The organism is Streptomonospora litoralis, from assembly GCF_004323735.1.
Lineage (GTDB): Bacteria > Actinomycetota > Actinomycetes > Streptosporangiales > Streptosporangiaceae > Streptomonospora > Streptomonospora litoralis.
Map to the genome: position 1 here is coordinate 606,641 of NZ_CP036455.1, position 26,416 is coordinate 633,056.

Here is a 26,416-nt window from a genome sequence, read left to right on the forward strand (position 1 = left end):
GGCGGCCTTGTGGTCTGCCGGGTGGCGGGTGGTCTTGGCTGAAAAGCGGCGCCGAGGTCGGCGGATGGCCGGGCCTGCGGTTGACGGGCCGGGTGCCCGCCGGTTGGGCGTGCGGCGGGGCGGCGACGGCGGCGGCGGGGCCGGGCCTGCGGTGGGCGGGGCGGCGGTCGGGCAGCCGGGTCGGGGCCACGAGATGCACATACGTGCGGCGGCATCCGCCTCGGTGTCGCCCCGAGGTGCTGTCCTCACATTGTCACTCCGCGATACGAAACAACGGGGGGTGTTTTGCCCACTGATGCCCGAGTTCCCGGTGGGCTCGCAGCCGCGCTGCGGCGGCGAGGGCGCACGAGGCGCACCGAATGGCACAAAGAACGCCCCTGACGTCGACTTTTCGTGCACCTCGTCGCCACCGCGCCCGCCGAGGCCACCCGCAAAACGGGCATAGCCCCCCAAAAGTCCACCCCATCGGGGGTGGGGCACCCGGAGGCCGCGCTCGGGCGCCACGAGCGACGTGTCGTCGCCACCTCGGCCCCCGATCCGGCGCACCACCGGGGCCGTGCGGGCGCCCGCGACCGCACCCCGCCGCGCGGCCTCCGCCCGGTGCGGGTCCGGCCACAACACGGCGGTACCACGTCGGCCAACCGGCGCCGGTATGTCCGGTATGCCGGTTCACCCGGCGTCTATCGCGAACTTATGGCCGCGGAATACGCTTACCTGCGACCATAAGTTCGCGATAGACGGGCCAAGCCGCGCCGCGTCTGTCTGCAGGGACGCGGGTTCAGGGGGTGAGTGCAACACCGGCTCCGCACGGAGGTGTTGTGATGAATACCCACCCCCGGGGGGGCGGCCCCCGCTGGCCGCCGCCACCGGCGAGCACCCGAACCGCCGACCGCAGGCCCGGCCATCCGCGGCCGTCGCCGCTGCATCTCCGAGGCCGCCCGTTACCCGGCCGACCAGCAAGACCGCCCAGCAGACCCGACCCGCCCCCGCTCCGCTGCCCGACACGCCGGGCCGTACCGCGCCGGGCGCCGACCGCGCGGGCCCGCGGCGCTTTGGAAAGAAGTTGCGGAAAGGGGCCTGGATCGCCCAGACCTCGTGTTTTACCGTGGTCGGACCTCCCATGACCAGTAGTACTGATGAGGCCACTACTTGAGGAGGTCTTGGCCCCATGCCACATATCCGCGTAACCGTCGACGGCGTCCGCTACGACGACCAGGTCGAAGCGCGCCGGCTCCTCGTCCACTACCTACGCGAGCAACTGGGCAAGGTCGGCACCCCCGTCGGGTGCGACACCACCAACTGCGGCGCCTGCACTGTTCTGATGGACGGCCGGTCCGTGAAGAGCTGCTCGGTGCTCGCCTGCCAGTCCGACGGCCACGAGATCACCACTGTCGAAGGGCTCGCCGCAGACGGCGACCTGCATCCCGTACAGCGGGCCTTCCACGAGAGCCACGCCCTGCAGTGCGGCTACTGCACCCCGGGCATGATCATGGCGGCGCTGGATCTGCTGCGGGACAATCCCGATCCGTCCGAGCAGGAGGTCCGCGAGGGCCTCGAAGGCAACCTGTGCCGGTGCACCGGCTACGTCAACATCGTGCGGGCGGTGCGCGAGGCCGCCTCCGCGATGCGCTCCGAGACCTCCGAGCAGGAACCGGTCACCCAAGGGGTGCCGCAGCAGATGACCGGCGAGCAGGAACCGGCGCCGCGCGCAGCGAGCGGGGGTGCTTCGTCATGACCATGGCACCCCAGTCGCCTGCTCCCGACCAGGTCGGCAGCCCGCGCCTGCGCAAAGAGGACGCCCGGCTTATCACCGGGCAGACCAATTGGACCGACAACATCCAGCAGACGGGCATGCTGCACGTGGCGTTCCTGCGCAGCCCGCACGCCCACGCCCGCATCGCGGCCGTGGACACCTCGGCCGCGAAGCAGCAACCCGGGGTGGTGGCCGCCTTCAGCGGGGCCGACTTCGCCGGCGAGCAGGGCAGTCTGCCGTGCGCGTGGCCGGTCACCGAGGACATGGCTCTGCCCGAGCACCCGCCCATGGCCGTGGACGAGGTGCGCTACGTCGGCGAGGCCGTGGCCTGCGTGGTCGCGCGCGACGCCTACGCCGCCGCCGACGCGCTGGAGGCGATCGACGTCGAGTTCGAGCCGCTGCCGGCCGTGGTCGACATGGAGGCGGCGCTGGCCGAGGACTCCGATCCCGTGCACGCGGGTTCGGGGCAGGGCCAGGGCAGCAACAAGGCGTTCGTCTGGCCGTTCTCGGCCGGCGACGTCGACTCCGCGTTCGACGGTGCCGACGTCGTGGTGACCCGCCGCTACCACCAGCAGCGGCTGATCCCCGCGGCGATGGAGCCCCGGTCGGTGGTGTGCCGCCCCGACGGCGACGCGTTCACGATGTGGTCGGCTACGCAGGTCCCGCACATCCTGCGGCTGATGCTGGCCATGACCACCGGCGTCCCCGAGCACAAGATCCGCGTCATCGCGCCCGACGTGGGCGGCGGCTTCGGCTCGAAGCTGCAGGTGACCGCGGAGGAGGTGCTGGCGCTGCTGCTGGCCCGGCGACTGCGCAAGCCGGTGAAGTGGACAGAGACCCGCACGGAGGGGTTCCAGACCACCCACCACGGTCGCGACCAGATCCAGGACGTCTCGATCGCCGCGGACGCCGACGGACGCATCCGCGGACTCAAGGTGGACCTGCTCGCCGACATGGGCGCCTACATGATGCTGGTGACGCCGGGCGTGCCGGTGCTCGGCGCGCTGATGTTCCCCGGCATCTACAAGATGGACGCCTACGCGTTCAGCTGCACCGGGGTGTTCACGACCAAGATGCCCACCGACGCCTACCGCGGCGCGGGCCGTCCCGAGGCGACCTACGCGATCGAGCGGATCGTGAGCGAGCTCGCCGACGAGATCGGGATGGACCCGATGGAGCTGCGGCGGCGCAACTGGATCCGGCACGAGGAGTTCCCGTACACCACCATCGCCGGGCTGACCTACGACTCCGGCGACTACGAGTCGGCGACCGACAAGGCCATGCGGCTGTTCGGCTACGACGAGCTGCGCGCCGAGCAGCGCCGGCGGCGCGAGAGCGGCGACCCGCTCCAACTGGGAATCGGCATCTCCACCTTCACCGAGATGTGCGGGCTGGCGCCGTCGCGGGTGCTGGGGTCGCTGTCCTACAGCGCCGGGGGCTGGGAGAACGCCTCGGTGCGGATGCTGCCCACCGGCAAGGTCGAGGTGGTCACGGGCTCGTGCGCGCACGGGCAGGGCCACGCCACGGCCTGGAGCCAGATCGTCGCCGACCGCCTCGGGGTGCCGTTCGAGGACGTCGAGGTGCTGCACGGCGACACCCGGGTCTCGCCCAAGGGCATGGACACCTACGGGTCGCGCTCCCTCGTGGTCGGCGGCACGGCCGTCGTCGAGGCGTGCGACCGGGTGCTGGAGAAGGCGCGGCGGCTGGCCGCGCACATGATGGAGGCCGACGAGAACGACCTGGAGTTCTCCGGCGGGCGGTTCACCGTGCGCGGCACGGAGCGGCCCGCCACGAGCATGCAGGAGGTGGCGCTCGCGGCGTTCGCGGCCCACGACCTGCCGGAGGGCGCCGAGGCGTCGCTGGACGCCGACTCCACATTCGACCCGGAGAACTTCTCGTTCCCGCACGGCACCCACCTGTGCGCCGCCGAGGTCGACACCGAGACCGGTGCCGTGTGCATCCGCTCCTACGTGGCCGTGGACGACGTCGGCACCGTGGTCAATCCGCTCATCGTGGAGGGCCAGGTGCACGGCGGGCTGGCCCAGGGCATCGCGCAGGCGCTCTACGAGGAGGCCGTGCACGATGCCGACGGAAACCTCGTGACGTCGACGATGGCCGACTACCTCGTACCGACGGCCGCGGACCTGCCGGACTTCACCACCGACCGCACGGTCACGCCGTCGACGACCAACCCGCTGGGTGCCAAGGGCGTCGGCGAGGCCGGGACGATCGCTTCGACCCCGGCGGTGGTCGGGGCGGTCGTGGACGCGCTGCGGCCCTACGGGGTGCGGGACCTGCGCATGCCGTGTACGCCGCAGCGGGTGTGGCGGGCCATCGCCGACGCACGCAGCGCCGGCGCCAGCGAGGGAGGACAGCCATGATCCCGGCCCAGTTCGACTACGTGCGGCCCGGCGACGTCTCCGAGGCGGTGCGGGTCCTGTCCGAGAGCGAAGAGCCCAAGCTCCTGGCGGGCGGGCAGAGCCTGACTCCGCTGCTGCGGTTCCGGCTGGCCTATCCCGACGTCGTGATCGACCTGGCCGGGCTGACCGAGCTCCGCGGGGTGCAGGACGACGGCGACCGGCTCCGGATCGGCGCGATGACCACCCACGACGAGGTGCTGCACGACCCGCTGATCGCCGCGCACTGCGGCCTGCTCGCACAGGCCACCCGCACGGTCGCCGACCCCGCGGTGCGCCACCGCGGGACGCTGGGCGGGTCGCTGGCGCACGCCGACCCGGCCGGGGACCTGCCCGCGGTCGCGCTGGCGCTGGACGCCGAGTTCGTGATCAGCGGCGAGGACGGCGAGCGGACGGTGCCGGCGTCGGAGTTCTTCCAGGACTACCTGACCACGGCGCTGGACATCGGCGACGTGCTGACGGCGGTGCGGTTCCCGAAGATGAGCGGCTGGTCGTTCCATTACGAGAAGTTCTCCCAGGCCGCGCAGGCGTGGGCGGTCGTCGGCGTCGCCGCCGCGGTGCGCCCGGACGGCGGCGGCATCGCGGAGGCCCGGGTGGGGCTGACGAACATGGGCAGCACACCCGTCCGCGCCCACGGGGTGGAGGCCGCCTGCCGGGGGATCCCAGCGCGGGCCGACGCCTTGCGGGACGCCGCTCGCACGGCCGACGCCGACACCGATCCGCCCAACGACCTCAGCGCGCAGGCCGACTACCGGCGCCATCTGGCCCGGGTGCTGACGGGCCGGGCGCTGGCTCGGGCAGCGGGTCTCTGAGGCGGGCGGCGGGCGCGCGCCCGCCGCCCGCCGGGGCGGGCCGGATGCGGCCGGTCCGCCCCGGCGCGGTACACGGTGACCGGATCGACCGACCGCCGGAACGCAAGGCGCGGGGCTGGATGCGACCGCGCAGGGTAACAACCGGGCGCTGGACGGGTGACAGGCGCGCACCCGCGGGGCAGTACACAAGGGCGGAGCCGATGACGTCGAACGCGGCAGGAAGGCGGCGCTGCGAATGAGCACGCGGTTGAACAACCGGTTCACGGTACCGGTGCCCGTGGACCGGGCATGGGACGTGCTGATGGACGTCGAGCGGATCGCACCGTGCATGCCGGGCGCAACCCTCGAATCGGTCGAGGGCGACACCATGACGGGCAAGGTCCGGGTGAAGGTCGGCCCGATCACCGTGACCTACCGGGGCGAGGCGCACTTCACCGAGGTGAACGAGGAGGAGCGCCGCGTCGAGCTGCACGCGGGCGGCAAGGAGGCGCGCGGCACCGGAACGGCGTCGGCGACGGTCACCGCCCAGTTGTTCGAGGACGGCGACGGGTCCACGGAGGTGGAGGTCGACACCGACTTCACCGTCACCGGCCGTGTCGCGCAGTTCGGGCGCGGCGTGATGGCCGACGTCAGCGCCAAGCTGGTGGCGAAGTTCGCCGAGAACCTCGCCGCCGAACTGCAGGGCGGCAGCCCGGAGGAGCCCCGGCGCGAGGAGGCGCGGACGGGAGCCGTCGGCGGCTCGGGGAGCTCGCAGTCGGCGAGCGGCTCCTCCGCGGGCACGCACGCGGGCGAGCCGAAGCCGGCGACCGGGGAACAGCAGGAGTCGGCGGCAAGCGCCGAGTCCGCGGCGACCGCGTCGAGCGAAACGGGGCTGCACGCGGGCACGCATTCCCCGGTGCGGACGGACATGCGGTCGGACAGCCCCGGCATGCGGGCGAGGGACGACAGCATCGACCTCGTCTCGACCGTCGGCATGCCGCTGCTGAAGCGCGCTCTGCCGGTGCTCGGCGTGGCGGCGGTGCTCGCCGTCGTCTTCGGCTGGCTGCGCAGGCGCAGGCGCGACCGGTAAGTACCACCGTCCGGCGAGGGGCGCCGGAACCCGCCGATGCGCGAAGGCCGGCGCCTCCCGGGTCTGCGGAGCGGGCCGCGGGTCGCGAGGGCGGTGCGCCGGCTTGCCACCGAGCGCACGCGGCCGTTGTGCCGGTACTGCCGCGCGGTTCCGCCGCGAGAACCTCCGGAACGCCCCTCGGTGGCCGGATCCGGCGGCCGGGGACCCTGTCGACACGGCCGGACCGCATACGAGATGCTGTCGCCCGAGGCCGCTCGATTCGGAAGGCAGCACTCGTATGCGCAGAACCCTTCGCGCGACCGTCCTCGCCGCCGCAACCGCCGCCCTCGCAGCGGCGCCCCTGACCGCCACCGCAGACGACATGGGGGCGGCACCGCACTGTGAGCCGGGCATGATCTGCGGCTACACCGGCTACGACTACACCGGCGAAATGATCCCCCTCCCGGCAGGAGCGGGCTGCGTCACGACGAAGGCACCGCTCCGCTCGATCGCCAACACTTACGGCAGTCCCGGTATCCCGGCGGTGGCCGAACTGTACCCGGCCTCGGCGTGCAGGGGGCTGACCACCGGAAGCGTGGGCCCCGGTGACAGTGTCCAGAAACTGGATCCGGAGGTCCAGAGCGTCTTCCTGGCGTGGTGAGGTAGCGCGTCCCGTACCACGTAGCCGCCGCCTCGGGCTGCCCGCGAGCGGTTCGGGGCGGCGGTGGGCATCCCCGCATTCACGGGAACCGTCCGTAGACGGCGTTTCCGACCGGTCCGCGCGTCCTGCCACCGGATGCGGGCGGCAAGCTCCGGTGAGAGCGGAGGACTGATGGTCCTCTTCTGCTCGACAAGCCACTCCCCGCTCGGGGGACGTCGGTCTTACGCGCGCTCTGGACACTCGGTATCGGCCGATCCCGGCCACCGGGCAACGGGTGGCCCGGACGGGTGCGCCGGGCTCGCGCGGCCCGCAGGCTGCGATGTTGCCGCCGGAATCCACTCGTGGACGCCGATTGCCGTTCTCCGGCTCGGGGAGTTGCGCATCATCCGGCCGAACTAGAATCACGCGCGTCCGGGTCGGCGACGAAGAGAGAACCCCCCATGAGCGCGCAATCGGGGAGCACAGCGCCCCTTCCGCCGGAGCTGCGGCCGCTGGTCGCTGACGACCCGCGACGTATCGGTCCCTATACCGTTGTGGGGCGGCTCGGTGTCGGCGGCATGGGCACTGTTTACGGCGCACTCGGCGACGGCGGCGCGTGCATCGCGGTGAAGGTCGTGCACGAGCGCTACGCCGAGGACTCGGCGTTTCGGGAGGCGTTCGCCCGCGAGGTCGAGCTGATGCGGCGCATCGAGGGGATCTACGCGGTCGCCGTGCATGCGGCGGACACCGACGCCGCTCGGCCGTGGCTGGCGACCGACTTCGTCCCCGGCACTACCCTGCGCCGGCACGTCGAGACCGTGGGGCCGCTGGAACCGGACATGCTGTTCGCGTTCGCGGCCGGTACCGCGGAGGCGCTCACCGCCATTCACGCCGCCGGTGTGGTGCACTGCGATGTGAAACCCGGAAACGTCATGCTGACACCGACCGGGCCGCGGATTCTGGACTTCGGCATCGCACGTCCGGTGAGCCGGAGCGCAGCGGAGCACTCCGGCGGCCGGGTGTTCGGGTCCCCGGGTTGGGTGAGTCCGGAACGCTACCGGGGCGCCGAGGCCGCACCGCCCGCCGACGTGTTCGCGTGGGCCTGCATGGTCGCCTACGCGGCGACCGGCCGCCCGCCCTACGGCAGGGGCGACGCCGTCGAGCTTCGCCACCGCGTTCTGGAGACCGCGCCGGATGTGCAGGGCGTGCCCGGCGAACTGCGGCCGATGATCGAATCGGCGCTCGCGGCGGACCCGGACTCGCGGCCCACCGCCGAGAGCGCCTACCGCGGGCTGATCGACTTCTCCACCGCCGAGGACACCTCGCGTATCCAGACGCGCGACCTCGGCGACCGGCTCCGCGGGCTCGTGGCGGGCAGTTGGCGCGGCATCGACGTGAGCTGGCACAACCCGGCCCTGTGGATCGCCGCGGCACCGGTCGTGGGGGCAGCGGGCGCGATGACCGCGGCGATGGGGGCCGGCGGCGCGGGCGGAGCGGCGGCCGGCGCCGGCACGGGCGGAGCGGCCGCGGCCGGCGGAGCCGGTGCCGCCGGGGCGGGCGTCGGCGGAGCCGCAACCGCCGCCGGTGTGACCGGCGGGGTCAAGGTCGCCGTCCTGTCCGCGTCGGCGGTGCTCGTCGCCGGCGCGATCGGCACCGGCGCGTACCTCGCCGCGGGTTCCCTCGCCGACTCCGCCGCCACCTCCGAACCCTCACCGAGCGCGTCCCCGTCGCCATCGCCGACGCTGGGCACGCCCGATGAGATCGTCGCCGGGATCGTCGACGGCCTGGAGGCGGCCGACAGCTATCGCGCCGTCCAAGAGAGGACCCCGAACGACGGTCTCCCCAGCTACGACGAGTATGTCCGCGCGACCGTAGGCGGGGAGCCGTTCTTCCATTCGGTGGCCGTTACCGGAAGCCTGGACTCGCCCGAGTACGCGACGGACCGCATCTACCGCCCCGATCAGGAGCGGCTGATCGAGCGGGCATGGAACGGCAGCGACGCCGACGCCTCCTACACCGCGGCATCCGGGCCGATGGACGAGAGCATCCGGCTCATGCACACGCGCGAGGCGGTGCTTCACCCGTTCCAGAACCTCGCCGATTCCATGGAGGTGTCGGAGCGCACGGCGACCGACCTGGAGGGTACGCCGGCGGTGCGGATCACCGGGGCGTTCGACCTCGTCTATCCGGGCCGGTCGGTTCCCGTCGCGTCGGGTGTCGACTTCGGGTTGTGGACGGCGATGGACGGTCTGCCGCTGCGTCTGGAGTATGAGTTCGTCTCCGAGGACAACCCGCTGGCGGGCGCGTCGCACACCTGGACCTACAGCGGGTTCGGCGGACTGGACCGGCGCCTGTGCGGCACGGTGGAGAACGTCCCGCGCGTCGGCCGCGCCCTGCTGGTGCCCACTGCCGGTTCGATCGCCTGCGACGATGCGCGCGCAGCGGTGGAGGCGTACCTGGCGATGCCCGACGAGGAGAAGGAGGGCAGCGGTCTTCTCGCCGAGGTGGACGGCTGGAACTGCGGCCTGAGCACCGCTTCGGAGGTCCTGGAGCGCACGGTCGAGGACGCGGGCGTCTGCTACGACGGCGAGCTGGGAGCCGAGGAGCGCGTCGACCTGATTCGGCTGGACTGAGGCGACGGCGGCCGGTCACCTGCCTGATGGCGGTCAGGTCCCATCCCGGCTCCCGGAAGGACGGGGTCCTCCCAGAACACCGAGCTTTGGGCGGTTTCCGCAGGGTCGCCGCCTGTCCGGCCGCTCTGACGTGTCGCCTCGGGCCCCGCGCACGCGCGGGCACCCCTGGGAACTCCTCGCGGGTCCCGCGGCGTCGGCCCATCGCGGCGCTACCGCAACGCCCCCCGTATGGGTCCGGCGGCGGGTAGCGTCACCCGGGGATCGTCCGGCCGTCCAGGCCGCGGCAGCCCCGGGTGACGCTTTCGGCGGGGTCCGGTGGAGAAGAGTGCCGGTCGAGCCTCCTCCCGGACTCCCCCGAGCCCCGGTGCCGATCCGCACTCTTGTTCCTAGCAGAATGCGGTTTTATGTCGGCGATGATCGGAATGCCGGAAAAGCAGTGCCGCATGCCGGCTCGTGAGCAGAAGGAAGCAGAGCATGAGCGCGCAGTACGGGGCCGGTAACGCGCCCCATCCCCCGGAACTGCGGCCGCTGGAGGCGGGCGACCCGCAGCGGGTCGGGGACTTCACCCTTCTCGGCCGGCTGGCCGAGGATTCCGCCGGCGTCGTGTACGGCGCGCACGCTCCCCGCGGCGGCCATGCCGCCGTCCGCGTGGCCGCCGCGAGCCTGGCCGCCGATCCCGGTTTCCGCTCCGCGTTCGCGCGGCGCGCGTCCGCCATGCGCGGCGTTTCGGGCGTCTGCGTCCTTCCCCTGCTCGCCGCCGACCCCGACGCCGGCCCGCCCTGGCTCGCCACGGCGTATCCGGCCGGGCCGACGCTGCGCCGGCGGGTGGAGAGCGCGGGACCGCTGACCCGCGATGCCCTGTTCGCGCTGGCCACCGGCACCGCCGAAGCTCTCGCCGCCGCCCACGCCGCCGGGCTCGCCTACGGCCGCATCACCCCCGACGACGTCGTCCTCGCCGCGGACGGGCCCCGGATCCTCGGGCTCGACGCCGCAGGCGGCGCAGGCGGGTCGCTCTTCCCGCCGGAGGCGCAGGGCTCGGCCGGTGCCGAGTGGGCGAGCCCGGAGAGCGCCGCCGGCGCCGAGCCCGCACCCGGCGCCGACGTCTTCTCGTGGGGATGCCTCGTCGCCTACGCGGCGAGGCGGCGCCATCCCTTCGCCGCGGGCGGGGACACCTCCGACATGCTGCGCCGCATCCGCGACGGCCGCCCCGACCTCGCCGGAATGCCGGACGAACTGAGCCCGCTGATCGAGATGGCCGTCGCCGCCGACGCCGGGGCCCGGCCGAGTGCCGAGAGCGCCTACCGGGGACTCGTCGCGTTCGCCTCCACCGACGACACCGCGCACATCGCGACGCCGGACCTCGGCGACCGGCTGCGCGGGGTTCTCGCGTCGCACTGGCAGGGCGTCGGCGCCGCGTCTTCGGACGAAGCCGCGTGGGCGGCGGCAACCGCGTCGGCCGGGACCGCATCCGCCACAGGGAGCGGTACGCACGCTGCGCAATCCGGTCCCGCTGCGGGGAGCGCCGCGCCCGCCGCCGCGCCCGCGCCGGATGAGCCGAGCGGTCGGCGGGCGGGCGCGTTGGCGACCGCGGTGGTGACCGCCTGCAGCATGGCCGGAGCCATCGCGATCGGCGTCGGCGGCTATCTGACCGCCGGCTCGTTCGCCGGTGAGGCCGGCGCCGCGCCGAGCGCGTCGCAGTCGGCATCCTCCTCCCCGGCGTTCGGTACGGCGGAGGAGGCCGTCGCCGGCGTGGTGGAGACCTTGCGGACCGCAGCCGGCTACCGGGCCGTCGACGAGGTGGACGGCGGCGACGCCGCCGCGGCGGGCGAGCGGCGGGAGTACGTGCTGGCCACCCTGGCCGGTCAGGAGCACTTCCAGTCCGTCACCGAGCGGGGAAGCCCCGAGGAGCCCGAGGCGGGCAGCGTCGCCCGCATCTACTCCCCCGAGTCCGACCGCCTGATCAGTCGGGAGTACGGCGGTGGTGTGGAGGGCCGGTACTACGCGTCAGCGACCGGGCCCGACGACGGCGCAGCCTGGCGCCTCTCCCGCAAGGCCGTGCTGGCGCCCTTCCAAGGGCTGCGCGAGTCCATGGACGTGGCCGAGCGGATCGAAGGAGAACTGAACGGCACCCCGGGGCTGCACGTCAGCGGCACGTTCGACGGCGCGGTGCGCACGGAGTCGGGGCAACAGGAGTTCACGGACGCGCCCTTCGACCTGTGGGTCGGTGTCGACGGTCGCCCCCTCCGGCTCGCCTACACGGCCGGTGGCCAGGAGCACAGCTGGGACTACTCCGGTTTCGACGGCCTGGACAGCCGCATCTGCGGCGTCGTGGAGGGCGTTCCGGACCTGGAGCGGGCCTACCTGGTGCCGACACGCGCCGGTACGGCCTGCGGCGACGTCCGCCCGGTGGTGGAGGAGTACCTGGCGATCCCGCCGGAGGAGCAGCAAGCGGCGGGGTACGTCGCAGAGGTCGGCGAGTGGACGTGCCGGATGGACCCCGTACCCGACGGCAGCGCCGCGACCCAGGGCGCGAGCGCCGACGTCGGAGCCTGCTACCGCGGCCCGATCGGCGCGGCCGAGCGAGTCGACCTGGTCGAACTGCAGTAGGGGGCCGTCCGGTTCCGGTTCCACCGGGATTTCGCCCTGGTCAGGCGCTCTGGTGCTGCTGGGCGTCCGCGCTGCCGGTCGCCCCCGTGCCGTTGAGGCCGGCCGCGGAGGTGTGCTGCGGCCGCGCTCTGCGGGCGATGCGGCCGCCGCGGTCGACCGGCACCACCAGTGGCGTGCCCGTCTCCGGGTCGGGGATCACGCGCACGGGCATACCGAAGACCTTTTCGACCAGCTCCTCGGTGACGATCTCGGACGGCTCGCCCTCCGCGGCCACGTGCCCGTCCTTCATGGCGATGAGGTGTGTGGCGTACCGGCAGGCGTGGTTGAGGTCGTGCAGCACCGCGACCAGGGTGTGGGAGCGCTCGTGGTGCAGCTCGGCGCAGAGGTCCAGGACGTCCATCTGGTGGGCGATGTCCAGGTAGGTGGTCGGCTCGTCGAGCAGCAGCAGCGGTGTCTGCTGCGCGAGCACCATCGCCAGCCACACCCGTTGGCGCTGTCCGCCGGAGAGCTCGTCGACCATGCGGCCCGCGAGGTCCGCGACGCCGGTGGCCTCCATGGACTCGTTGATGACCTTCTCGTCGGTGCGCGACCACTGCTTGAGGAACTTCTGGTGCGGGTAGCGCCCCCGCGCCACCAGGTCGGCGACGGTGATCCCGTCCGGCGCGATGGAGGTCTGCGGCAGCAGGCCCAAGCGGCGCGCCACCTCCTTGGACGGGTAGGAGCCGATCAGCCGGCCGTCCAGGTGCACGGCGCCCCGGGCCGGCTTGAGCATCCGCGACAGTGCGCGCAGCAGGGTCGACTTGCCGCACGCGTTCGGACCGACGATGACCGTGAAGGAGTTGTCCGGGATGGTGATGCCGAGATCGCGGGAGACCACGCTCTGGTCGTAGGCCAGGGTCAGGTTCTCGCCCCACAGCCGGGCCGGTTCGGACATCGTCTCTCCTTGGTGCGTAAATTGTCCGGAATTATGCATTTCCGGTGCGCCATTCCCGGTATAGCACCCAGACGAGGTAGCTGCCGCCGATGACGGCGGTGACCACGCCCACCGGGAGCTGCGTGGGTGCCAGCACATGCTGAGCGGCCAGGTCGGCCGCCGCGAGCAGCAGAGCGCCCATGAGCGCGGCGCCAAGCAGCGCGGTGCCGCTGGTACGGGCCAGGCGGCGGACGAGCTGCGGCGCCGCCAGCGCGATGAAGGAGATGGGCCCCGCGACGGCGATCGCCGCGCCGGTCAGCGCGCTCGCCGCGAGCATCGCCGTCACCTGGGTCCCCTGCACGGGCACGCCCAGCCCGCGCGCCGCCTGCTCACCCATCTCCATCAGGCGCAGCCGCGGCCCCAGGGCGAGGATCGCGGGCACCAGGACGGCGCAGGCCAGCGCCACCGCGACGACCTCGCCCCATCCGGTGGCGTTGAGGCTGCCGATCATCCAGATGTGCGCGGTCAGCGCCTCGGTCAGCTCGGCGCGCGTCATCAGGTAGTCGCGCACGGCCAGCAGCAGCGCGTTGATGCCGATGCCGACGAGAACCAGGCGGTAGCCCTGCACGCCCTGCTTGAGCGCGAGCAGGTAGACCAGCACGGCTGTCGCGACGCCGCCGGCCATGGCGCCGATGGAGACCTGCACCATGCTCCCGCCCAGGACGAGGATGGTGGCGACCGCGCCGGTGGAGGCGCCGCCGGTGAAGCCGATGATGTCGGGGCTGCCCAGCGGGTTGCGCGACAGGCTCTGGAAAACCCCGCCGGAGATGCCCAGCGCCGCGCCGACCAGCACCGCGACCCAGGCGCGCGGGAGCCGGACGTCGCGGACGAAGAACAAGTCGAGTCGTTCGCCCTCGCCGGCCAGCGCCCACAGCACGCGCGGCAGCGGGATGGAGTACTCGCCCACCGACAGCGACACGGCGAAGACCGCGACCGTCGCGGCGAGCAGCCCCGCGTAGACGGAGACGATGCGGGGGCGCACCACGAAGCTGATGCGGCCACCCGCCGTGCGCAGCGCCCGGGGACCGCCGGGGCGCCTGGCGGACGCACCGGCGGTGTCTGTGTCCGCGCTCTGCGCGCCGGATGCGGCGTTCTCGCCGGTGCGGGCGGGGGTGAGGGTCATAGTTCGGCCATCCTTCGCCGCCGCACGAGGAAGATGAACACGGGGGCGCCGACCAGCGCGGTGACGATGCCGACCTCCAGTTCGCCGCCGGAGGTGATCACACGCCCGGCGGTGTCGGCCAGCGTCAGCAGCACCGCCCCGATCGCGGCGGCGTAGGGCAGCAGCCACCGCTGGTCGGGGCCGGTGAACGAGCGGGCGAGGTGGGGCACGATCAGCCCGACGAACCAGATGGGTCCGGCTGCGGCGGTGGCACCTCCGCACAGCAGGATGATCGCCACCGCCACCAGGGCCCGGGTGCGGTTGATGTGGGCACCGAGGGCGGCGGCGAGGTCCTCGCCCAGGGCGACGGCGTTCAGCGCGGGACCGAGGGCGATGGCCAGCACGATGCCGGTGGCGAGGAAGGGCCACAGCCGCAGGAAGATCTCGATGTCGCGGCCCACGAGGGAGCCGACCTGCCAGAAGCGGATCTGATCGAAGACGAATTCATTGAGGACGGTGAGCGCGTAGACGAAACCCTGCAGCACCGCCGCCAGCGCGGTCCCGGCCAGGGCGAGCCGCACCGGCGTGGCGCCGCTGCGGCCGCGGGAGCCCAGTGCGTAGACCAGGACGGCGGCGATCGCGGCGCCGAGGAAACCGAACCAGACGTAGGCGGCGGCGCTGGTCATGCCGAAGACGAAGATCGCGGTGACCACGGCGGCCGCGGCGCCGGAGTTGACGCCGAGGATGCCCGGTTCGGCGATCGGGTTGCGGGTGAGGGCCTGCATGAGGGCGCCGGCCAGGCCGAGGGCGGCGCCGACGAAGATGCCGAGCACGGTGCGCGGCATGCGCAGTTCCCAGACGACGCTGCTGTTGTAGCTGCCGTCCGGGTTGAGCAGCGCTTCGACGACCGTGCCCAGCGGGATGGCCTTCGCGCCGATGGCGATGCTGAGCACCGCGCACAGCGCCGCGACCCCCAGCAGCACGAGCAGCCCGCTGGTGCGCAGCGCGTGGGTGCGCGCGGTGGCGCGGGTGCGGTGGTCGAGCGCGTTCGCGGCGACGACAGCGTCGGCGGCGTCGGCGGCGTCGCCGAGGCCGGGGGCGGTGGACGGCCGTTCCAGGCTCATCGCGCTCCGCCGGTGGGGGCGGCCGTGCGGCGCGCGTGCAGGGGCAGCACAGTTCCTCCGGGTCGGTCTCCACGTTACGAACTTAGTAGAGGCTAACCTATCCCCCGATGTGGTGGAAGTGGGCTCCGGAGGTGAGCGGCGTCTCCTCCCCGGCGCCACTGCGGCGCCTACCGGGTGATCAGGCGCGGGGGCGCGAAGACGCGCACCGGGGGCGGCTCGCCCTCGTAGCGCTCCACCTCGACGAGCACGTGCTGCCCGGTGGTGCCCTGGCTCAGTGCCGAGGAGCCGATGTCCGGCGTGAGCGCGTTGGGGTTTCCGTGGACGCAGGTCACCTCGCCCGACGACGGGTCGTACCAGGCGCCGGTGGACAGCTGGACGACGTCGGCCCGCACCTGTGTGCTGGTCTCCACGCCCGCCAGCAGGCTGCCGCGGTCGTTGCGCACGCGCACCACCTCGCCGTCGTCGATGCCGCGCGCAGCGGCGTCGCCCGGATGCATGCGCAACCGCGCCCGGTCGGCGATCTCCAGCGAGCGGCTGTAGGAGCCCATGTCCTGCTGGCTGTGCAGCCGGCCGCGCGGCTGGTTCGCGATCAGCAGCAGCGGCCACCGGCGGGCCCGTTCGGTGCCGATCCGCTCGGGCGCGGGCAGCCACACCGGGTGGCCGGGGCAGTCGTCGTAGCCGAAGGAGGCCACGGTCTCGGAGTACAGCTCGATGCGGCCGCTGGGGGTGCCCAGCGGGTGGGCGTCGGGATCGGCGCGGAAGCCGCCGAAGAGGGTGGTGTCCTCGACGCGGTCGGGGATGTCGACCCCTCCGGCGGCCCAGAAGGCGTCGAAATCGGGGATCGGGCCGGTATAGCGGGCGCGCCAGTCCTCGTAGATGCGGCGCAGCCACCCCTGGGACGTGCGGCCTTCGGTGAACGCCCCGCGCACGCCGAGCCGTTCGGCGAGGTCGGCGTAGACGTCGTACTCGTCGCGGGCCAGGCCGTGCGGTGGGACCGCGCGAGGCATGGTGCGCACCCGCAGGTCGCCCTGGCTTGCCGCGATGTCGTCGCGCTCCAGCGCGGTGGTGGAAGGCAGCACTATGTCGGCGTGGCGGGCGGTGGCGGTCCAGTGGGTCTCCACCACCAGCACGGTGTCGGGCCGGCCGAAGGCGCGGGTCAGTCGCGCGAGGTCCTGGTGGTGGTGGAACGGGTTGCCGCCGGACCAGGCCACCAGCCGGATATCGGGGTAGGTCGGGCGCCGCCCGTCGAAGTCGAAGGGCTCACCCGGGTGCAGGAGCATGTCGGCCACCCGGGCGACCGGTATGGCGGAGTCGACGGGGTTGGCGCCCTGCAGGAAGCGCGGCAGCCCCGAGGGGGTCGACCCGCCCGCGTAGTTGCCGGTGGATCCGTACCCGGTGGCGAACCCGCCGCCGGGCAGGCCGATCTGGCCCAGGCAGGCGGCCAGGGCGACGCCTCCCCACAGCGGCTGCTCGCCGAACCGGGTTCGCTGCACCGACCAGCCCACGTTGACCAGCGTGCGCCCGGCGGCCATGCGCCGGGCCAGGTCGCGCAGGGCCCCGGCGGGCAGTCGGCACAGGTCCTCGGCCCATTCGGGCGTCTTCGCGACGCCGTCCCGCTCGCCCATGACGTAGCGGCGCAGGATGTCGGCACCGACGGTGTAGCGGTCGAGGAAGCCGAAGTCGGCGAGCCCTTCGTCGAACAGCGTGTGCATGAGTGCGAGCTGGACGGCGGTGTCGGTGCCGGGGTCGGCGGCCAGCCATTCGGCGCCCATCTCCTCGATGGTGTCGTCGCGCAGCGGACTGACTGACACGGTGCGCACGCCCTTCTCCGCCGCTGTGCGCATACCCGCGGCTGCGGTCTGCCGCGTCCGCCCGCCCGAGGCGTTCCAGGTGTTGGACAGCCGCAGGCCGCCGAAGGTCACCACCAGCTCGGTGTGCCGGGCGACGGCCTCCCAGGTGGGCGCCCGTTCGAGCAGGTCGGCCAGGCCGCCCATGCCGACCACGTGCGGCATCAGCACCTCGACGCATGCGTGGCTGTAGGTGTTGCGGGAGCGGGTGTAGCCGCCGACGGTGTTGAGGAACCGGTGGATCTGGCTCTGGGAGTGGTGGAAGCGGCCGGCGCTGGCCCACCCGTAGGACCCGCCGTAGATCGCGGCGTTGCCGTGTTCGCGGCGGACGCGGTCGAGCTCCGCGGCGAGCAGGTCGAGCGCCGTGTCCCAGTCGACCTCCACGTACTCGTCGCCCGGCGTACCGCGCACGGGGTCGGGTCCGGGACCGCCGTCCAGCCAGCGCCGCCGTACGGCCGGCGCGGCGACGCGCGTCTCGTGGTGCTGGGCGCCGGGGGTGTTGCGGCTGATGGGCGGCGGGTCTTCGTCGTCGGCGCCGGGGCGCACGCCGACGACGCGGCCGCCGGCGACGAGCACGTCGTAGGTGCCCCAGTGCGAGCTGGTGGGGTGGCTGGTCGTCTGCTCGTCCTGCCGGTCCATCGCGTTCTCTCCCGTCGGGGGCCGCTGCGTCCGGGCCGGGTGCGGCCCCCCGAATCGCTTTCTTCTTCGCAGACTATGCAGGCTCTTGCGGAACCGCGCCGGGACCGCACAGCACCGTGCCATGAGAATGCGCACGTGGGTGGACTCGCAGGGCACCTGCGAGGATGTCCGGCGGCGCCGGGCCGCGTTGGCGGAGGCGCCGCAGGAGCCCGTCGAGGCAAGGGAGGCTGTCATGAGTGCGGTGGCATCGCGGTCGCGCCGCTCGGTACTGGCGGTACCGGCGTCCAACCCCCGGTTCGTCGAGAAGGCGCGCGGCCTGGAGGTCGATGCCTTCTTCCTCGATCTGGAGGACGCGGTGGCCCCGGGGGAGAAGGCCGCGGCACGCGCCGGCGCCGTCGACGCGCTCAACGCGGGCGGGTGGGGCGCGAAGGTGCGCACGGTGCGGGTGAACGACCTGCAGACGCCGTGGACCTACCGCGACGTCATCGAGGTGGTCGAGGGCGCCGGGGCCGAACTGGACTGCCTGGTGCTGCCCAAGGTGACCGGACCGGACCACGTTCGGTGGCTGGACACCCTGCTCACCCAGATCGAGGCGGCCAACGGGCTCGCCCCGGGCCGGATCGGCATCGAGGCCCAGATCGAGGACGCCGGCGGACTGGCCCGGGTGGACGAGATCGCTGCGGCGTCACCGCGGCTGGAGACCCTGGTCTACGGTCCCGCCGACTTCATGGCCTCGCTGAACATGCGGACGCTGGTGGTCGGCGAGCAGCCGCCCGGCTACGACGTGGGCGATGCCTACCACTACGTCTACATGCGCATCCTGGTGGCCGCGCGCGCCAACGGCCTGCAGGCGATCGACGGCCCCTACCTGCAGGTCCGCGATGTCGAGGCGTTCCGCCGCTCCGCCGGGCGCACGGCCGCGCTCGGCTTCGACGGCAAGTGGGTGCTGCACCCGCTGCAGGTGGATGCCGCCAACGAGGTCTATGCGCCCAGCCAGGAGGACTACGACCACGCCGAGCGGATCCTGGACGCCTACGAGCACGCCACGACGGTGGAGCGGCGCGGTGCCGTGATGCTCGGCGAGGAGATGCTCGACGAGGCGTCGCGCAAGATGGCGCTGGTGGTGGCGGGCAAGGGCCGCGCCGCCGGCATGCGCCGCGCTCCCGAAGGACCCGAGGGCGGCGGGACCTGATACCGCCGCCGGAGCGCGCACCCGCGGCCCGCTCCGGCGGCCGCCTGCGGCGCCGCACGGGCGGAGAGGCGTCCCGGCCCCTTTCGTGTCGGCGATCACCGCGGTAGATTGTTTGCCTGAGTCAAATGAACCCGCTCCGGCGCTGACCGGGGGGTCAACCGGGGCGGGCACCCGTGTGGGAGGCCATGAGCACGCCCGAACCCGAAGCCGCCGGCGTCCCGAACGAGGACGTCGCCGCGATCCGCGCGTTCAACCGCTTCTTCACCCGCCGCGTCGGAGTACTCAAGCCCGGCCTGTTCGACTCCCCGTGGTCGCTGACCGAGGCCCGCATCATGTACGAACTGCGGCACCGCGCCCGCGCCGAGGCCCTGGATCTGCGCCGCGAGCTCGACATGGACGCCGGGCAGCTCAGCCGCGTGCTGACCCGGCTGCAGCGCAACGGCCTGGTTTCGCGTTCGCCCTCGCCCGAGGACGGCCGCAGGCAGGTCGTGGAGCTGACCGACGCGGGGCTGCGCGCGGCGAAGACGCTGGACGAACGCGCCCGGGAGCAGGTCGTCGGCCTGGTGTCGCACCTGTCCACCGACGACCGGCGCCGGCTGATCGACGCGATGGCCACAGTGCGCCGCCTCTTCGACGCGCCCGGCACCCCCGACGCCGCCCCCGGTGCCGGGGACGGCGGAGAGAGCAGGGACGGCGAGCGTGCCCGACCGGCGCCGCCGCCCTCTGCTGCGCACCCCGCCGGGGCGTCGCTGCGCGCGCCGCGACCCGGCGACCTGGGCTGGATCGTGGCCCGCCACGGCGAACTCTACGCTCACGAGTACGGCTGGGACTCCTCCTTCGAAGCGTGGGTGGCGCGCCTCGTCGCCGAGCACGGCCGGTTCGGCGACACCGCCGCGCAGCACCTGTGGATCGCCGAGGCGGACGGCGAACGCGCCGGGTGCATCTCCTGCGTCCGCGAGGACGAACGGACCGCGCGGCTGCGGCTGTTCCTGGTGGAGCCCGGCGCGCGGGGCCGCGGCGTCGGCTCGCTGCTGGTGCGGCGCTGCGTGGAGTTCGCGCGCGCAGCGGACTACCGGCGCATGGTGCTGTCCACCTACTCGGTGCTGGCGGCCGCCCGGCGCATCTACGAGGGTGCCGGTTTCCGCCTGGCCGAGGAGCACGTGGAGCACGTCTTCGGGCGGAACCTCGCGGCCCAGGTGTGGGAGCGCGAGCTGTGACCGAGAGGCGACCGCCGCGCCGCACGGAACGGACGGCCGGCGGTCTGCGTCCAATCAAACCGATGACGTTCCGCACGGCGGCCCGACGCCGCCGGCGGGTGAAGGAGGCGTTGCACCGTGAAGTGGACATCCGCCGTCTCCGGGCTCGCGCTGGGCCTGGGGACCGGCGTCGCGTTCGGAGTGGCGCTGGACAACCTGGCCGTGGGTATCGCCCTGGGCATCGGAGTGGGCATCGCCTTCGGAGCCGCGTTCCAGAAGAAGGGCGGCGGCGATGGCGGCGATGGCGGCTGAACGGTCGGCCGCGATGCACCCGCGCTTCGCGGGCCTGCTGATCGGCTCGTCCTTCGGGGCGGTGTTCGTCTGCGTCAACGTCCAGCCCCCGTTACCCGCCGCCGCTTCCGCCACCCTGCGCGTCGCGGCGGTGGCCGCCTTCCTGACTGTGGTCGCGCTCGGGTTCGCCGCGGCCCGCCGCGGCGCGTTCGGCGAAAGCGGCGCCGACGACGCATCGGCCGGACGCCCACCGATGTTCGGCCGCGGCTTTCTGCTCGTCGTCGCCGCCGAGGCGGTGGTGCTGTTCGGCGGCTTCCCCGTGCTGCGCGAGCTGGGCGCACCCGCCGAGGCCAACCTCGCCTGGATCGCGCTTGTCGTGGGCGTGCACTTCATAGCGCTGGCGGCGGTGTGGCGGGCGCCGAGCGTCGCCGTACCCGGCGCGGCGTTGGCGCTGCTCAGCGCAGCGGGCTTCGCGCTGGCCGCCGCGGCGCTGGCGCCCCTGGTGCCCCTTGTCAGCGGCGTCGGCTCGGGCGCCGTCCTCCTCGGGGCCGGGATCGCCGCGACGGGCCGCGCCTTTCTCGCTTCGCGCGTCTGACCCGGCGCCCGGCCCGCCGCGGCCCGGCGCAGCGGCCCGCCCGAACCGCACCGCGACGGTTCTCACCACCCGGTACAGCGCTCGGCCACATCCGCACCGAGGACCTTCCCCGCACCGAGTGTTCCTCTTACCGGCGGCTAACCCGGATGGTCCACCATGGTTGCCATGACCCGAGCCGGCAGTGTCCTGATCGCCGACGACGACCGCGCCATCCGCGATTCGCTGGAGCGGGCCCTGCGCTTGGAGGGCTACCGGGTGCGCACCGCGGCCGACGGCGTCGAGGCGCTGGCCGAGGTGCACGGGGAGCCGGTCGACCTGCTGGTCCTGGACGTGATGATGCCCGGTGTCGACGGCCTGGGCGTGTGCCGCGTGCTGCGCAAGGAGGGCGACCGCACGCCCATCCTGATGCTGACCGCACGGGTGGAGACCTCCGACCGCGTGGCCGGACTCGACGCCGGCGCCGACGACTACCTGCCCAAACCCTTCGAGCTGGAGGAGTTGCTGGCGCGGCTGCGCGCGCTGCTGCGCCGGGCGAGCCCCGCCGCCGAAGAGGGCGCCGTCGAGCCGCTGCAGGTCGGGGACCTGCGGATGGACCCTGGCTCGCGCCGGGTGTGGCGGGGCGGCCAAGAGGTCGAACTGTCCAAGACCGAGTTCGACCTGCTCGAACTGCTGGTGCGCAACGCCGGCATCGTGCTGGACCACCCGACGATCTACGACCGCATCTGGGGTTACGACTTCGGGCCGGAGTCCAAGAACCTCGCCGTCTACATCAGCTACCTGCGCCGCAAGCTGGAACCGGAGGGCGCGTCGACGCTGATCCACACCGTGCGGGGCGTGGGCTACACCGTGCGTCCCCAGGAGACGGGGTGAGCCGGTGACACGCAGCGCTCTCGCGAACCGGGTGCGGCGGATCCGGCCGATGCGCGACTGGCGACTGGGCACCCGCTTCGCCGTGTCGTTCGCGCTGGTGGCCGCCTTGGTGATCGCCCTGGTGGGTTCGCTGGCCTACAACACTGCGGCGTTTCTGATCCGCACCGATGCGCAGAACGAGTTCGAAACCACCGTACAGAGCCTCTCGCGGGACCTGCGCGGCCCGGCCGCGGACCCGTTCGACGGCGACGGCGCACCCGCGGTGCTGCACTCGCAGTCCTTCACGTTCCAGATCCTCAGTCCCGACGGCGGGCTGCACGTGCAGGTGCGCAGCGGCGAGAAGGTGCAGTTCCTGCCCGTGACCCAGAGAGACCGCGAGATCGCCTCAGCCGAGGAGCCGGGGGTCGTGCACACCCGTGAGGACAGCGCCGGCGGTGAGGACTACCGCATCGCGTCGGTGTCCCTGGGAAGCGGCAACGGCGCCATCCAGATCGGCCAGCGGCTCTCCCCCACCGAGCGGATGCTGGACCGGCTCGCGAGCCAGATGCTCGGCGTCGGCGTAGCGGTGCTCTTCGGCGCGGGTGTGGCCGGGTGGCTGGTCGGCCGGGGGGTGACCGGGCGCCTGGTGCGGCTGACGGAGGCGGCCGAATACGTCAGCGCAACCGGGCGGCTGGACTACCCGGTGCCGGGCGGCGACACGGCGGGCACCGGGCGGAGCACCGGCGACGAGGTCGGCCGGCTGGGCAGCGCGTTCAGCGCGATGCTGGCGCGGTTGGCCGGCTCCAAGGAGGAGCAGCGGCGCCTGGTGCAGAACGCGTCGCACGAGTTGCGCACGCCGCTGACGAGCCTGCGCACCAACGTGAGCGTGATGCGGCGCTTCGACCAACTTCCGCCGGAGGGCCGCGAGCAGCTCGTCGACGACCTTGAGGGCGAGACCCGGGAGCTGACCGACCTGGTGAACGAGCTGGTGGAGCTCGCCACGGAGAGCCGCGAGGACGAGCAGCCGCGCGACGTGGAGCTGCGCGAGCTGGCCGAGCGCGTCGCGGCCCGCACCCGCCGGCGGACCGGTCGGGAGGTCTCCGTCGACGCCGACGACTCGGTCGTCGAGGGGCTGCCGGGCGCGCTGGAGCGGGCGCTGTCCAATCCGGTGGAGAATGCCGCGAAGTTCGCCCCCGAGAACGGGGAACCCATCGAGATCGTGGTCCGCGAGGGGCGGGTGGAGGTCCGCGACCGCGGGCCCGGGTTCGACGAGCAGGAGTTGGCGCACATCTTCGAGCGCTTCTACCGCGCGACCTCGGCGCGGAGCATGCCCGGATCGGGCCTGGGGCTGTCGATGGTGCAGGACATCGTCACCGGCCACGGCGGTGAGGTACTCGCCTACAATCGTCCCGACGGCGGCGCTGTCGTGGGGTTCCGGCTGCCTACTCAGCGATCGTAAGGGCCGGTCGTATCCGCCGCTCCGCCGCGGCCGCGCGGAGTCGCCACGGGGCACGAGCGCATCGTCCGCGTCGGCGCCTTTGTCGGTCCTTTATCGGATCTTGATCTTCGGTCTAGAAGAATGCCCAGGCCAGTGAGGTATTCCAGGACGCGCTCGGGAGGCGGTTGCCCGTCCGCGGCGCCGTCCGGAACACGTGATCCTCGTTCCAGGGGCACGTGGGGGCACCGCGGTTCTCCCCCGGCCGATGGCACCTGTCACACTCGGCTGGGGCGTTCGGGCATGCCCGGAATAGCGAAGAAAGCGTGCCGCCTCGGCGGAACCCATCCAGGCCCGAGCGGCCGGCTCCACCGGCTGTCCAGAGCGCGCACCAACGTCCACCGACGCCCGCCCGCAACCGCCGGATCGCCGCACCAGACCGACGTAGGCCGCGCCCGCCACAGCGGGCGAGACGCAAGGAGGGCGCAACCGCACATGACGTTGCCAGTCGTCACCGCCATCGCGGGTGCGCTCGCTGTCGCGGCGGGAGCCGCCTTCCAGGAGCGGTCGGTCATGCTGGCTCCCCGGTTGGGCCAGCTGCGGCTGCTGTCGTTCCTGGTGCGCAGCCGGGGCTGGTGCCTGGGCACGTTGCTGACGGTCGTGGGTGTGGTGGCGCACATGGTGGCGCTGGGCTATGCGCCGCTGATCGTCATCCAGCCGATCGGCGTCAGCGGGCTGCTGTTCGCGGTCATGCTGTCGGCGTTCTTCCGGCGCCAGCGCCTGACGAAGTCGCAGGTCTTCGGTTCGCTCGCGGTGACGGCGGCGCTGGCCGGGCTGCTGGCCACGCTGCCGGGCCACGGCGGGACACCCGTGCCCACCCACGCCGAGATGTTCCTGATGCCGGCGGGATGCGTGGGAGTGATGCTGGCCTGCGTCGCGGCGGCGCGGTTCACCGGGGCGACCACGCGGGCCTGGATGCTGGCGCTGGCGGGAGGAGTCGCCTACGGGGCCACGTCGGCCTTCGCCCGGGTCATCGGCTCCGCCGCCGTCACCGACGTCCTCGCCCTGGTGCAGCCGCTCACGCTGGTCGGGCTGGCGATCGGCCTCAGCGGGGCCGTCGTCGTGCAGAACGCCTACCGCAGCGGGCATTTCGCGCTGGCCTACGCGACGCTGCTCATCAGCGACCCGTTGTCGGCCGCCGCGATCGGGGTCGCCTTCTTCGACGAGCGGATGCCCCACGGGCCGATCGACGGGTCGATCGCGGCCGGAGCCGCGGTCCTGCTCGTGGCAGGAGTGGTCACGCTGGCCCGCTCCAGCCGACCGACAGGCCAGGCCGTACAGGACGCGTCGACCGATGAGGACGGGATGATGCACCCGGCGGCCGGCGGCGCCGCCCCGGCGTCGGACGGCGGCGAGCGGCCCGCTCCGGACGCGCGACCGCGCCCCCACTCCCCCGGGCCGGAGGGGCGGCCGGGCCCCGCGCACAGCCGCACCCGCGACCCGGGCGCCCGTTCCGTCCATCCGGTCCACTCGGCCAAGCCCGCCGCCGACCCGGTGGCCGGGTCCGCGGGAACCTCCGGCCACACCCGCGACCGCGGCCGGGGCCAGGCCTACGGCCGCCACCGCAGCCGGGCGGCGAAACCCGCCGTGGAGTGAGCCTGGCCGCCGGCTGCGGTCCCCGGACCGAGAAGGCCGGCGAGGGGCGGCCCGTGTCTGCTGTGCGGCCTTCTGGTCTGCCGGGCGGCGGGCCATCTGGAGAAAACTCCCCCGTCCAGCGCTCGTCCTCAGCCGCCGGTCGCCGCGCGGATACCCGCCAGTCCGCGGTAGATCTCCTCGTAGCGGGCCAGGGACGCCTGGTGGTCGTGCTGGGAGACCAGCCGCCGGCTCGCCTCCCCCATCCGCGCGCGGTCCCGGGGGTTGGCCAGGATCTCCCCGGCGTACTTGGCGAGGTCGCCGGCGCTGCCGGGCGGGTAGAGGTAGCCGTTGTGCCCCGTCTGCACCAGGTGCGGCAGCGCCAGCGCGTCGGCGGCGACGACCGGCAGGCCGCTGGCCATGGCCTCCAGGGTGGCGATGCTCTGCAGTTCGGCCGTGCCCGCGATGGTGAACACGTCGGCGGCGTGGTAGACGTCCGGCAGGTCGACGTCGGGGACGAACCCCAGTAGGTGGACGCGGTCGGCGACGCCGCACTGCTCGGCGAGCTCCTCCAGGTGGGAGCGCTGCGGCCCGGTACCCGCGACGACGAGCTGGGCGTCCGAGTCGGTCATGTGCCCCAGGGCCTCGACGAGTTCGCCGATGTTCTTCTCGGCGTCCAACCGACCGACGAACGCGAGCGTGGGCCGGTCGGGCACGCCCAGTCGCCGCCGGATCCGCGCGCGTTCGGCGTCTCCGCCTTCCGGCGGCCGGAAACGGTGCAGATCGGTGCCGCAGGAGACCGCCTCGACCGGGCGGTGGAACCCCTTCTCCAGCAGCAGCTGGGCGGCGATGCGGGTGGGCGTGGTGACGTGGTCGGCCTCGGAGGTGACCCGCACGAAGTCGCGCCACGCGCCGACGCCGATGACCGAGCGCAGCGACGGCGGACAGTGCAGGTAGGTGAACAGGTTCTCCGGCATGAAGTGGTTGGTGGCCACGACCGGGATGCCGTGGCGGCGCGCGGCGCGCAGCAGCAGGCGGCCGACGATGAAGTGGTTCTGGATGTGCACGGCGTCGGGGCGCAGCCGGCCGAGGAGGCGGTCGATGTGTCCGGGCAGGCCCGCGGGGACGGCCAGGCGCACGGTCTCGTGCACCATCGAGGGCACCGACCGCAGCCGGTGCTCGACGACTCCGGCGACCTCGGCCACATGCGGACGGCCGTCGGGAGACTGGCACAGCACGTGCACGTCACCGCCCCGCTCGGCGAGCCCGCGCGCCAGCCGGGCGGTGAACAGCGATGCGCCGTTGACGTCGGGCGGGAACGTGTCGGAACCGATGAGTACGCGCGGGCGGGCTGAGCCTGCGGGACCGTCCTGCTGTGCGGTCCCGTGCGTCCGATGGCGGCTCGGCGGTGCGAAGGAGAAGGTTTCGCCCATGGTCGGGTCTCCAGATCGAGGCGCGGATGAGCAGGCCGCACCGTGGTTGCGGTCGACTTCCGGTCACTGCCTTCGGCGGCGTCGCCGCGGCCCGCCGGGCGGCCGCGTGCCGCGTGGTCCCGCGAACGATACACCCGGCACCGCGGAATACACCGAGCGCGGCCCCGGTGTCGCACAGCGGAGCCGCCCGCCGGTGTC

19 protein-coding genes are annotated in these 26,416 nt (G+C 73.3%); 14 read left to right on the plus strand and 5 right to left on the minus strand.

Features of this window, described 5'->3' with window-relative positions; translation table 11 throughout:
• The first annotated feature begins 1,168 nt into the window (after nt 1-1,168).
• The 7 genes from EKD16_RS02700 to EKD16_RS02730 all read left to right on the plus strand — a co-directional run bounded on the left by EKD16_RS02700 (nt 1,169) and on the right by EKD16_RS02730 (nt 11,910).
• The gene (locus EKD16_RS02700) at nt 1,169-1,735 is read left to right on the plus strand and encodes a (2Fe-2S)-binding protein (protein WP_131096931.1); all 567 of its coding nucleotides are present in this window, start codon (nt 1,169-1,171) and stop codon (nt 1,733-1,735) included.
• Nucleotides 1,732-4,134 carry a xanthine dehydrogenase family protein molybdopterin-binding subunit gene (locus tag EKD16_RS02705; protein WP_131096932.1) on the plus strand — a complete coding sequence of 801 codons (2,403 nt, stop codon included), beginning with the start codon at nt 1,732-1,734 and terminating at the stop codon, nt 4,132-4,134. The genes EKD16_RS02700 and EKD16_RS02705 overlap by 4 nt, the downstream gene beginning before the upstream one ends.
• Entirely contained in the window at nt 4,131-4,982 is an 852-nt protein-coding gene (locus EKD16_RS02710; protein WP_131096933.1) for an FAD binding domain-containing protein, read from the plus strand. The genes EKD16_RS02705 and EKD16_RS02710 overlap by 4 nt, the downstream gene beginning before the upstream one ends.
• 235 nt (nt 4,983-5,217) lie before the next feature.
• Nucleotides 5,218-6,051, plus strand: a complete 834-nt coding sequence (locus tag EKD16_RS02715) for an SRPBCC family protein (protein WP_131096934.1) — start codon at nt 5,218-5,220, stop codon at nt 6,049-6,051.
• A gap of 277 nt (nt 6,052-6,328) precedes the next feature.
• A complete protein-coding gene (locus EKD16_RS02720; protein WP_131096935.1) occupies nt 6,329-6,691 on the plus strand; it encodes a hypothetical protein in 363 nt (120 codons plus the stop codon).
• Nucleotides 6,692-7,131: 440 nt separating this feature from the next.
• Entirely contained in the window at nt 7,132-9,303 is a 2,172-nt protein-coding gene (locus tag EKD16_RS02725; RefSeq protein WP_131096936.1) for a serine/threonine-protein kinase, read from the plus strand.
• A 474-nt stretch (nt 9,304-9,777) separates the two neighbouring features.
• Nucleotides 9,778-11,910: a serine/threonine-protein kinase gene (locus EKD16_RS02730; protein ID WP_131096937.1), complete on the plus strand. Its 2,133-nt coding sequence runs from the start codon at nt 9,778-9,780 to the stop codon at nt 11,908-11,910.
• A gap of 40 nt (nt 11,911-11,950) precedes the next feature.
• Here the strand turns inward: EKD16_RS02730 and EKD16_RS02735 are convergent, their stop codons facing one another.
• The 4 genes from EKD16_RS02735 to EKD16_RS02750 form a co-directional block, all read right to left on the minus strand.
• Nucleotides 11,951-12,844: an ABC transporter ATP-binding protein gene (locus tag EKD16_RS02735; RefSeq protein ID WP_131096938.1), complete on the minus strand. Its 894-nt coding sequence runs from the start codon at nt 12,842-12,844 to the stop codon at nt 11,951-11,953.
• 31 nt (nt 12,845-12,875) lie between these two features.
• Nucleotides 12,876-14,006 carry a FecCD family ABC transporter permease gene (locus tag EKD16_RS02740; protein WP_131096939.1) on the minus strand — a complete coding sequence of 377 codons (1,131 nt, stop codon included), beginning with the start codon at nt 14,004-14,006 and terminating at the stop codon, nt 12,876-12,878.
• Nucleotides 14,003-15,109 carry a FecCD family ABC transporter permease gene (locus EKD16_RS02745; RefSeq protein ID WP_131096940.1) on the minus strand — a complete coding sequence of 369 codons (1,107 nt, stop codon included), beginning with the start codon at nt 15,107-15,109 and terminating at the stop codon, nt 14,003-14,005. Before EKD16_RS02745 ends, EKD16_RS02740 begins: the two co-directional genes overlap by 4 nt.
• 167 nt (nt 15,110-15,276) lie before the next feature.
• A complete protein-coding gene (locus tag EKD16_RS02750; RefSeq protein WP_131096941.1) occupies nt 15,277-17,595 on the minus strand; it encodes a molybdopterin-dependent oxidoreductase in 2,319 nt (772 codons plus the stop codon).
• A 232-nt stretch (nt 17,596-17,827) separates the two neighbouring features.
• Here EKD16_RS02750 and EKD16_RS02755 point away from each other — a divergent pair, with 232 nt between their 5' ends.
• The 7 genes from EKD16_RS02755 to EKD16_RS02780 all read left to right on the plus strand — a co-directional run bounded on the left by EKD16_RS02755 (nt 17,828) and on the right by EKD16_RS02780 (nt 24,809).
• Nucleotides 17,828-18,787, plus strand: a complete 960-nt coding sequence (locus EKD16_RS02755; protein WP_131096942.1) for an HpcH/HpaI aldolase/citrate lyase family protein — start codon at nt 17,828-17,830, stop codon at nt 18,785-18,787.
• A 185-nt stretch (nt 18,788-18,972) separates the two neighbouring features.
• Nucleotides 18,973-20,004, plus strand: a complete 1,032-nt coding sequence (locus EKD16_RS02760) for a bifunctional helix-turn-helix transcriptional regulator/GNAT family N-acetyltransferase (protein WP_131096943.1) — start codon at nt 18,973-18,975, stop codon at nt 20,002-20,004.
• Between the two features lie 117 nt (nt 20,005-20,121).
• Nucleotides 20,122-20,295 (plus strand): hypothetical protein, encoded by a 174-nt coding sequence (locus EKD16_RS25180; RefSeq protein WP_165498481.1) that lies wholly within the window; start codon nt 20,122-20,124, stop codon nt 20,293-20,295.
• On the plus strand, nt 20,285-20,869 hold the full coding sequence (locus tag EKD16_RS02765; RefSeq protein ID WP_131096944.1) for a hypothetical protein: 585 nt from the start codon (nt 20,285-20,287) through the stop codon (nt 20,867-20,869). The genes EKD16_RS25180 and EKD16_RS02765 overlap by 11 nt, the downstream gene beginning before the upstream one ends.
• Nucleotides 20,870-21,034: 165 nt before the next feature.
• Nucleotides 21,035-21,739: a response regulator transcription factor gene (locus tag EKD16_RS02770; protein ID WP_131096945.1), complete on the plus strand. Its 705-nt coding sequence runs from the start codon at nt 21,035-21,037 to the stop codon at nt 21,737-21,739.
• 49 nt (nt 21,740-21,788) lie between these two features.
• Nucleotides 21,789-23,177 carry a sensor histidine kinase gene (locus tag EKD16_RS02775; protein WP_131096946.1) on the plus strand — a complete coding sequence of 463 codons (1,389 nt, stop codon included), beginning with the start codon at nt 21,789-21,791 and terminating at the stop codon, nt 23,175-23,177.
• Nucleotides 23,178-23,648: 471 nt separating this feature from the next.
• Nucleotides 23,649-24,809 (plus strand): DMT family transporter, encoded by a 1,161-nt coding sequence (locus tag EKD16_RS02780; RefSeq protein ID WP_131096947.1) that lies wholly within the window; start codon nt 23,649-23,651, stop codon nt 24,807-24,809.
• Nucleotides 24,810-24,937: 128 nt separating this feature from the next.
• On the opposite strand, the gene EKD16_RS02785 is transcribed toward EKD16_RS02780, so the two are convergent.
• Entirely contained in the window at nt 24,938-26,218 is a 1,281-nt protein-coding gene (locus EKD16_RS02785) for a glycosyltransferase (protein ID WP_131096948.1), read from the minus strand.
• Between the last annotated feature and the right edge of the window lie 198 nt (nt 26,219-26,416).

Bases quoted from the DNA above. Each gene is read 5' to 3' on its own strand.
- EKD16_RS02700 (WP_131096931.1), top strand. From the start codon at position 1,169: ATGCCACATATCCGCGTAACCGTCGACGGCGTCCGCTACGACGACCAG.
- EKD16_RS02705 (WP_131096932.1), top strand. From the start codon at position 1,732: ATGACCATGGCACCCCAGTCGCCTGCTCCCGACCAGGTCGGCAGCCCG.
- EKD16_RS02710 (WP_131096933.1), top strand. From the start codon at position 4,131: ATGATCCCGGCCCAGTTCGACTACGTGCGGCCCGGCGACGTCTCCGAG.
- EKD16_RS02715 (WP_131096934.1), top strand. From the start codon at position 5,218: ATGAGCACGCGGTTGAACAACCGGTTCACGGTACCGGTGCCCGTGGAC.
- EKD16_RS02720 (WP_131096935.1), top strand. From the start codon at position 6,329: ATGCGCAGAACCCTTCGCGCGACCGTCCTCGCCGCCGCAACCGCCGCC.
- EKD16_RS02725 (WP_131096936.1), top strand. From the start codon at position 7,132: ATGAGCGCGCAATCGGGGAGCACAGCGCCCCTTCCGCCGGAGCTGCGG.
- EKD16_RS02730 (WP_131096937.1), top strand. From the start codon at position 9,778: ATGAGCGCGCAGTACGGGGCCGGTAACGCGCCCCATCCCCCGGAACTG.
- EKD16_RS02735 (WP_131096938.1), bottom strand. From the start codon at position 12,844: ATGTCCGAACCGGCCCGGCTGTGGGGCGAGAACCTGACCCTGGCCTAC.
- EKD16_RS02740 (WP_131096939.1), bottom strand. From the start codon at position 14,006: ATGACCCTCACCCCCGCCCGCACCGGCGAGAACGCCGCATCCGGCGCG.
- EKD16_RS02745 (WP_131096940.1), bottom strand. From the start codon at position 15,109: ATGAGCCTGGAACGGCCGTCCACCGCCCCCGGCCTCGGCGACGCCGCC.
- EKD16_RS02750 (WP_131096941.1), bottom strand. From the start codon at position 17,595: ATGGACCGGCAGGACGAGCAGACGACCAGCCACCCCACCAGCTCGCAC.
- EKD16_RS02755 (WP_131096942.1), top strand. From the start codon at position 17,828: ATGAGTGCGGTGGCATCGCGGTCGCGCCGCTCGGTACTGGCGGTACCG.
- EKD16_RS02760 (WP_131096943.1), top strand. From the start codon at position 18,973: ATGAGCACGCCCGAACCCGAAGCCGCCGGCGTCCCGAACGAGGACGTC.
- EKD16_RS02765 (WP_131096944.1), top strand. From the start codon at position 20,285: ATGGCGGCTGAACGGTCGGCCGCGATGCACCCGCGCTTCGCGGGCCTG.
- EKD16_RS02770 (WP_131096945.1), top strand. From the start codon at position 21,035: ATGACCCGAGCCGGCAGTGTCCTGATCGCCGACGACGACCGCGCCATC.
- EKD16_RS02775 (WP_131096946.1), top strand. From the start codon at position 21,789: ATGCGCGACTGGCGACTGGGCACCCGCTTCGCCGTGTCGTTCGCGCTG.
- EKD16_RS02780 (WP_131096947.1), top strand. From the start codon at position 23,649: ATGACGTTGCCAGTCGTCACCGCCATCGCGGGTGCGCTCGCTGTCGCG.
- EKD16_RS02785 (WP_131096948.1), bottom strand. From the start codon at position 26,218: ATGGGCGAAACCTTCTCCTTCGCACCGCCGAGCCGCCATCGGACGCAC.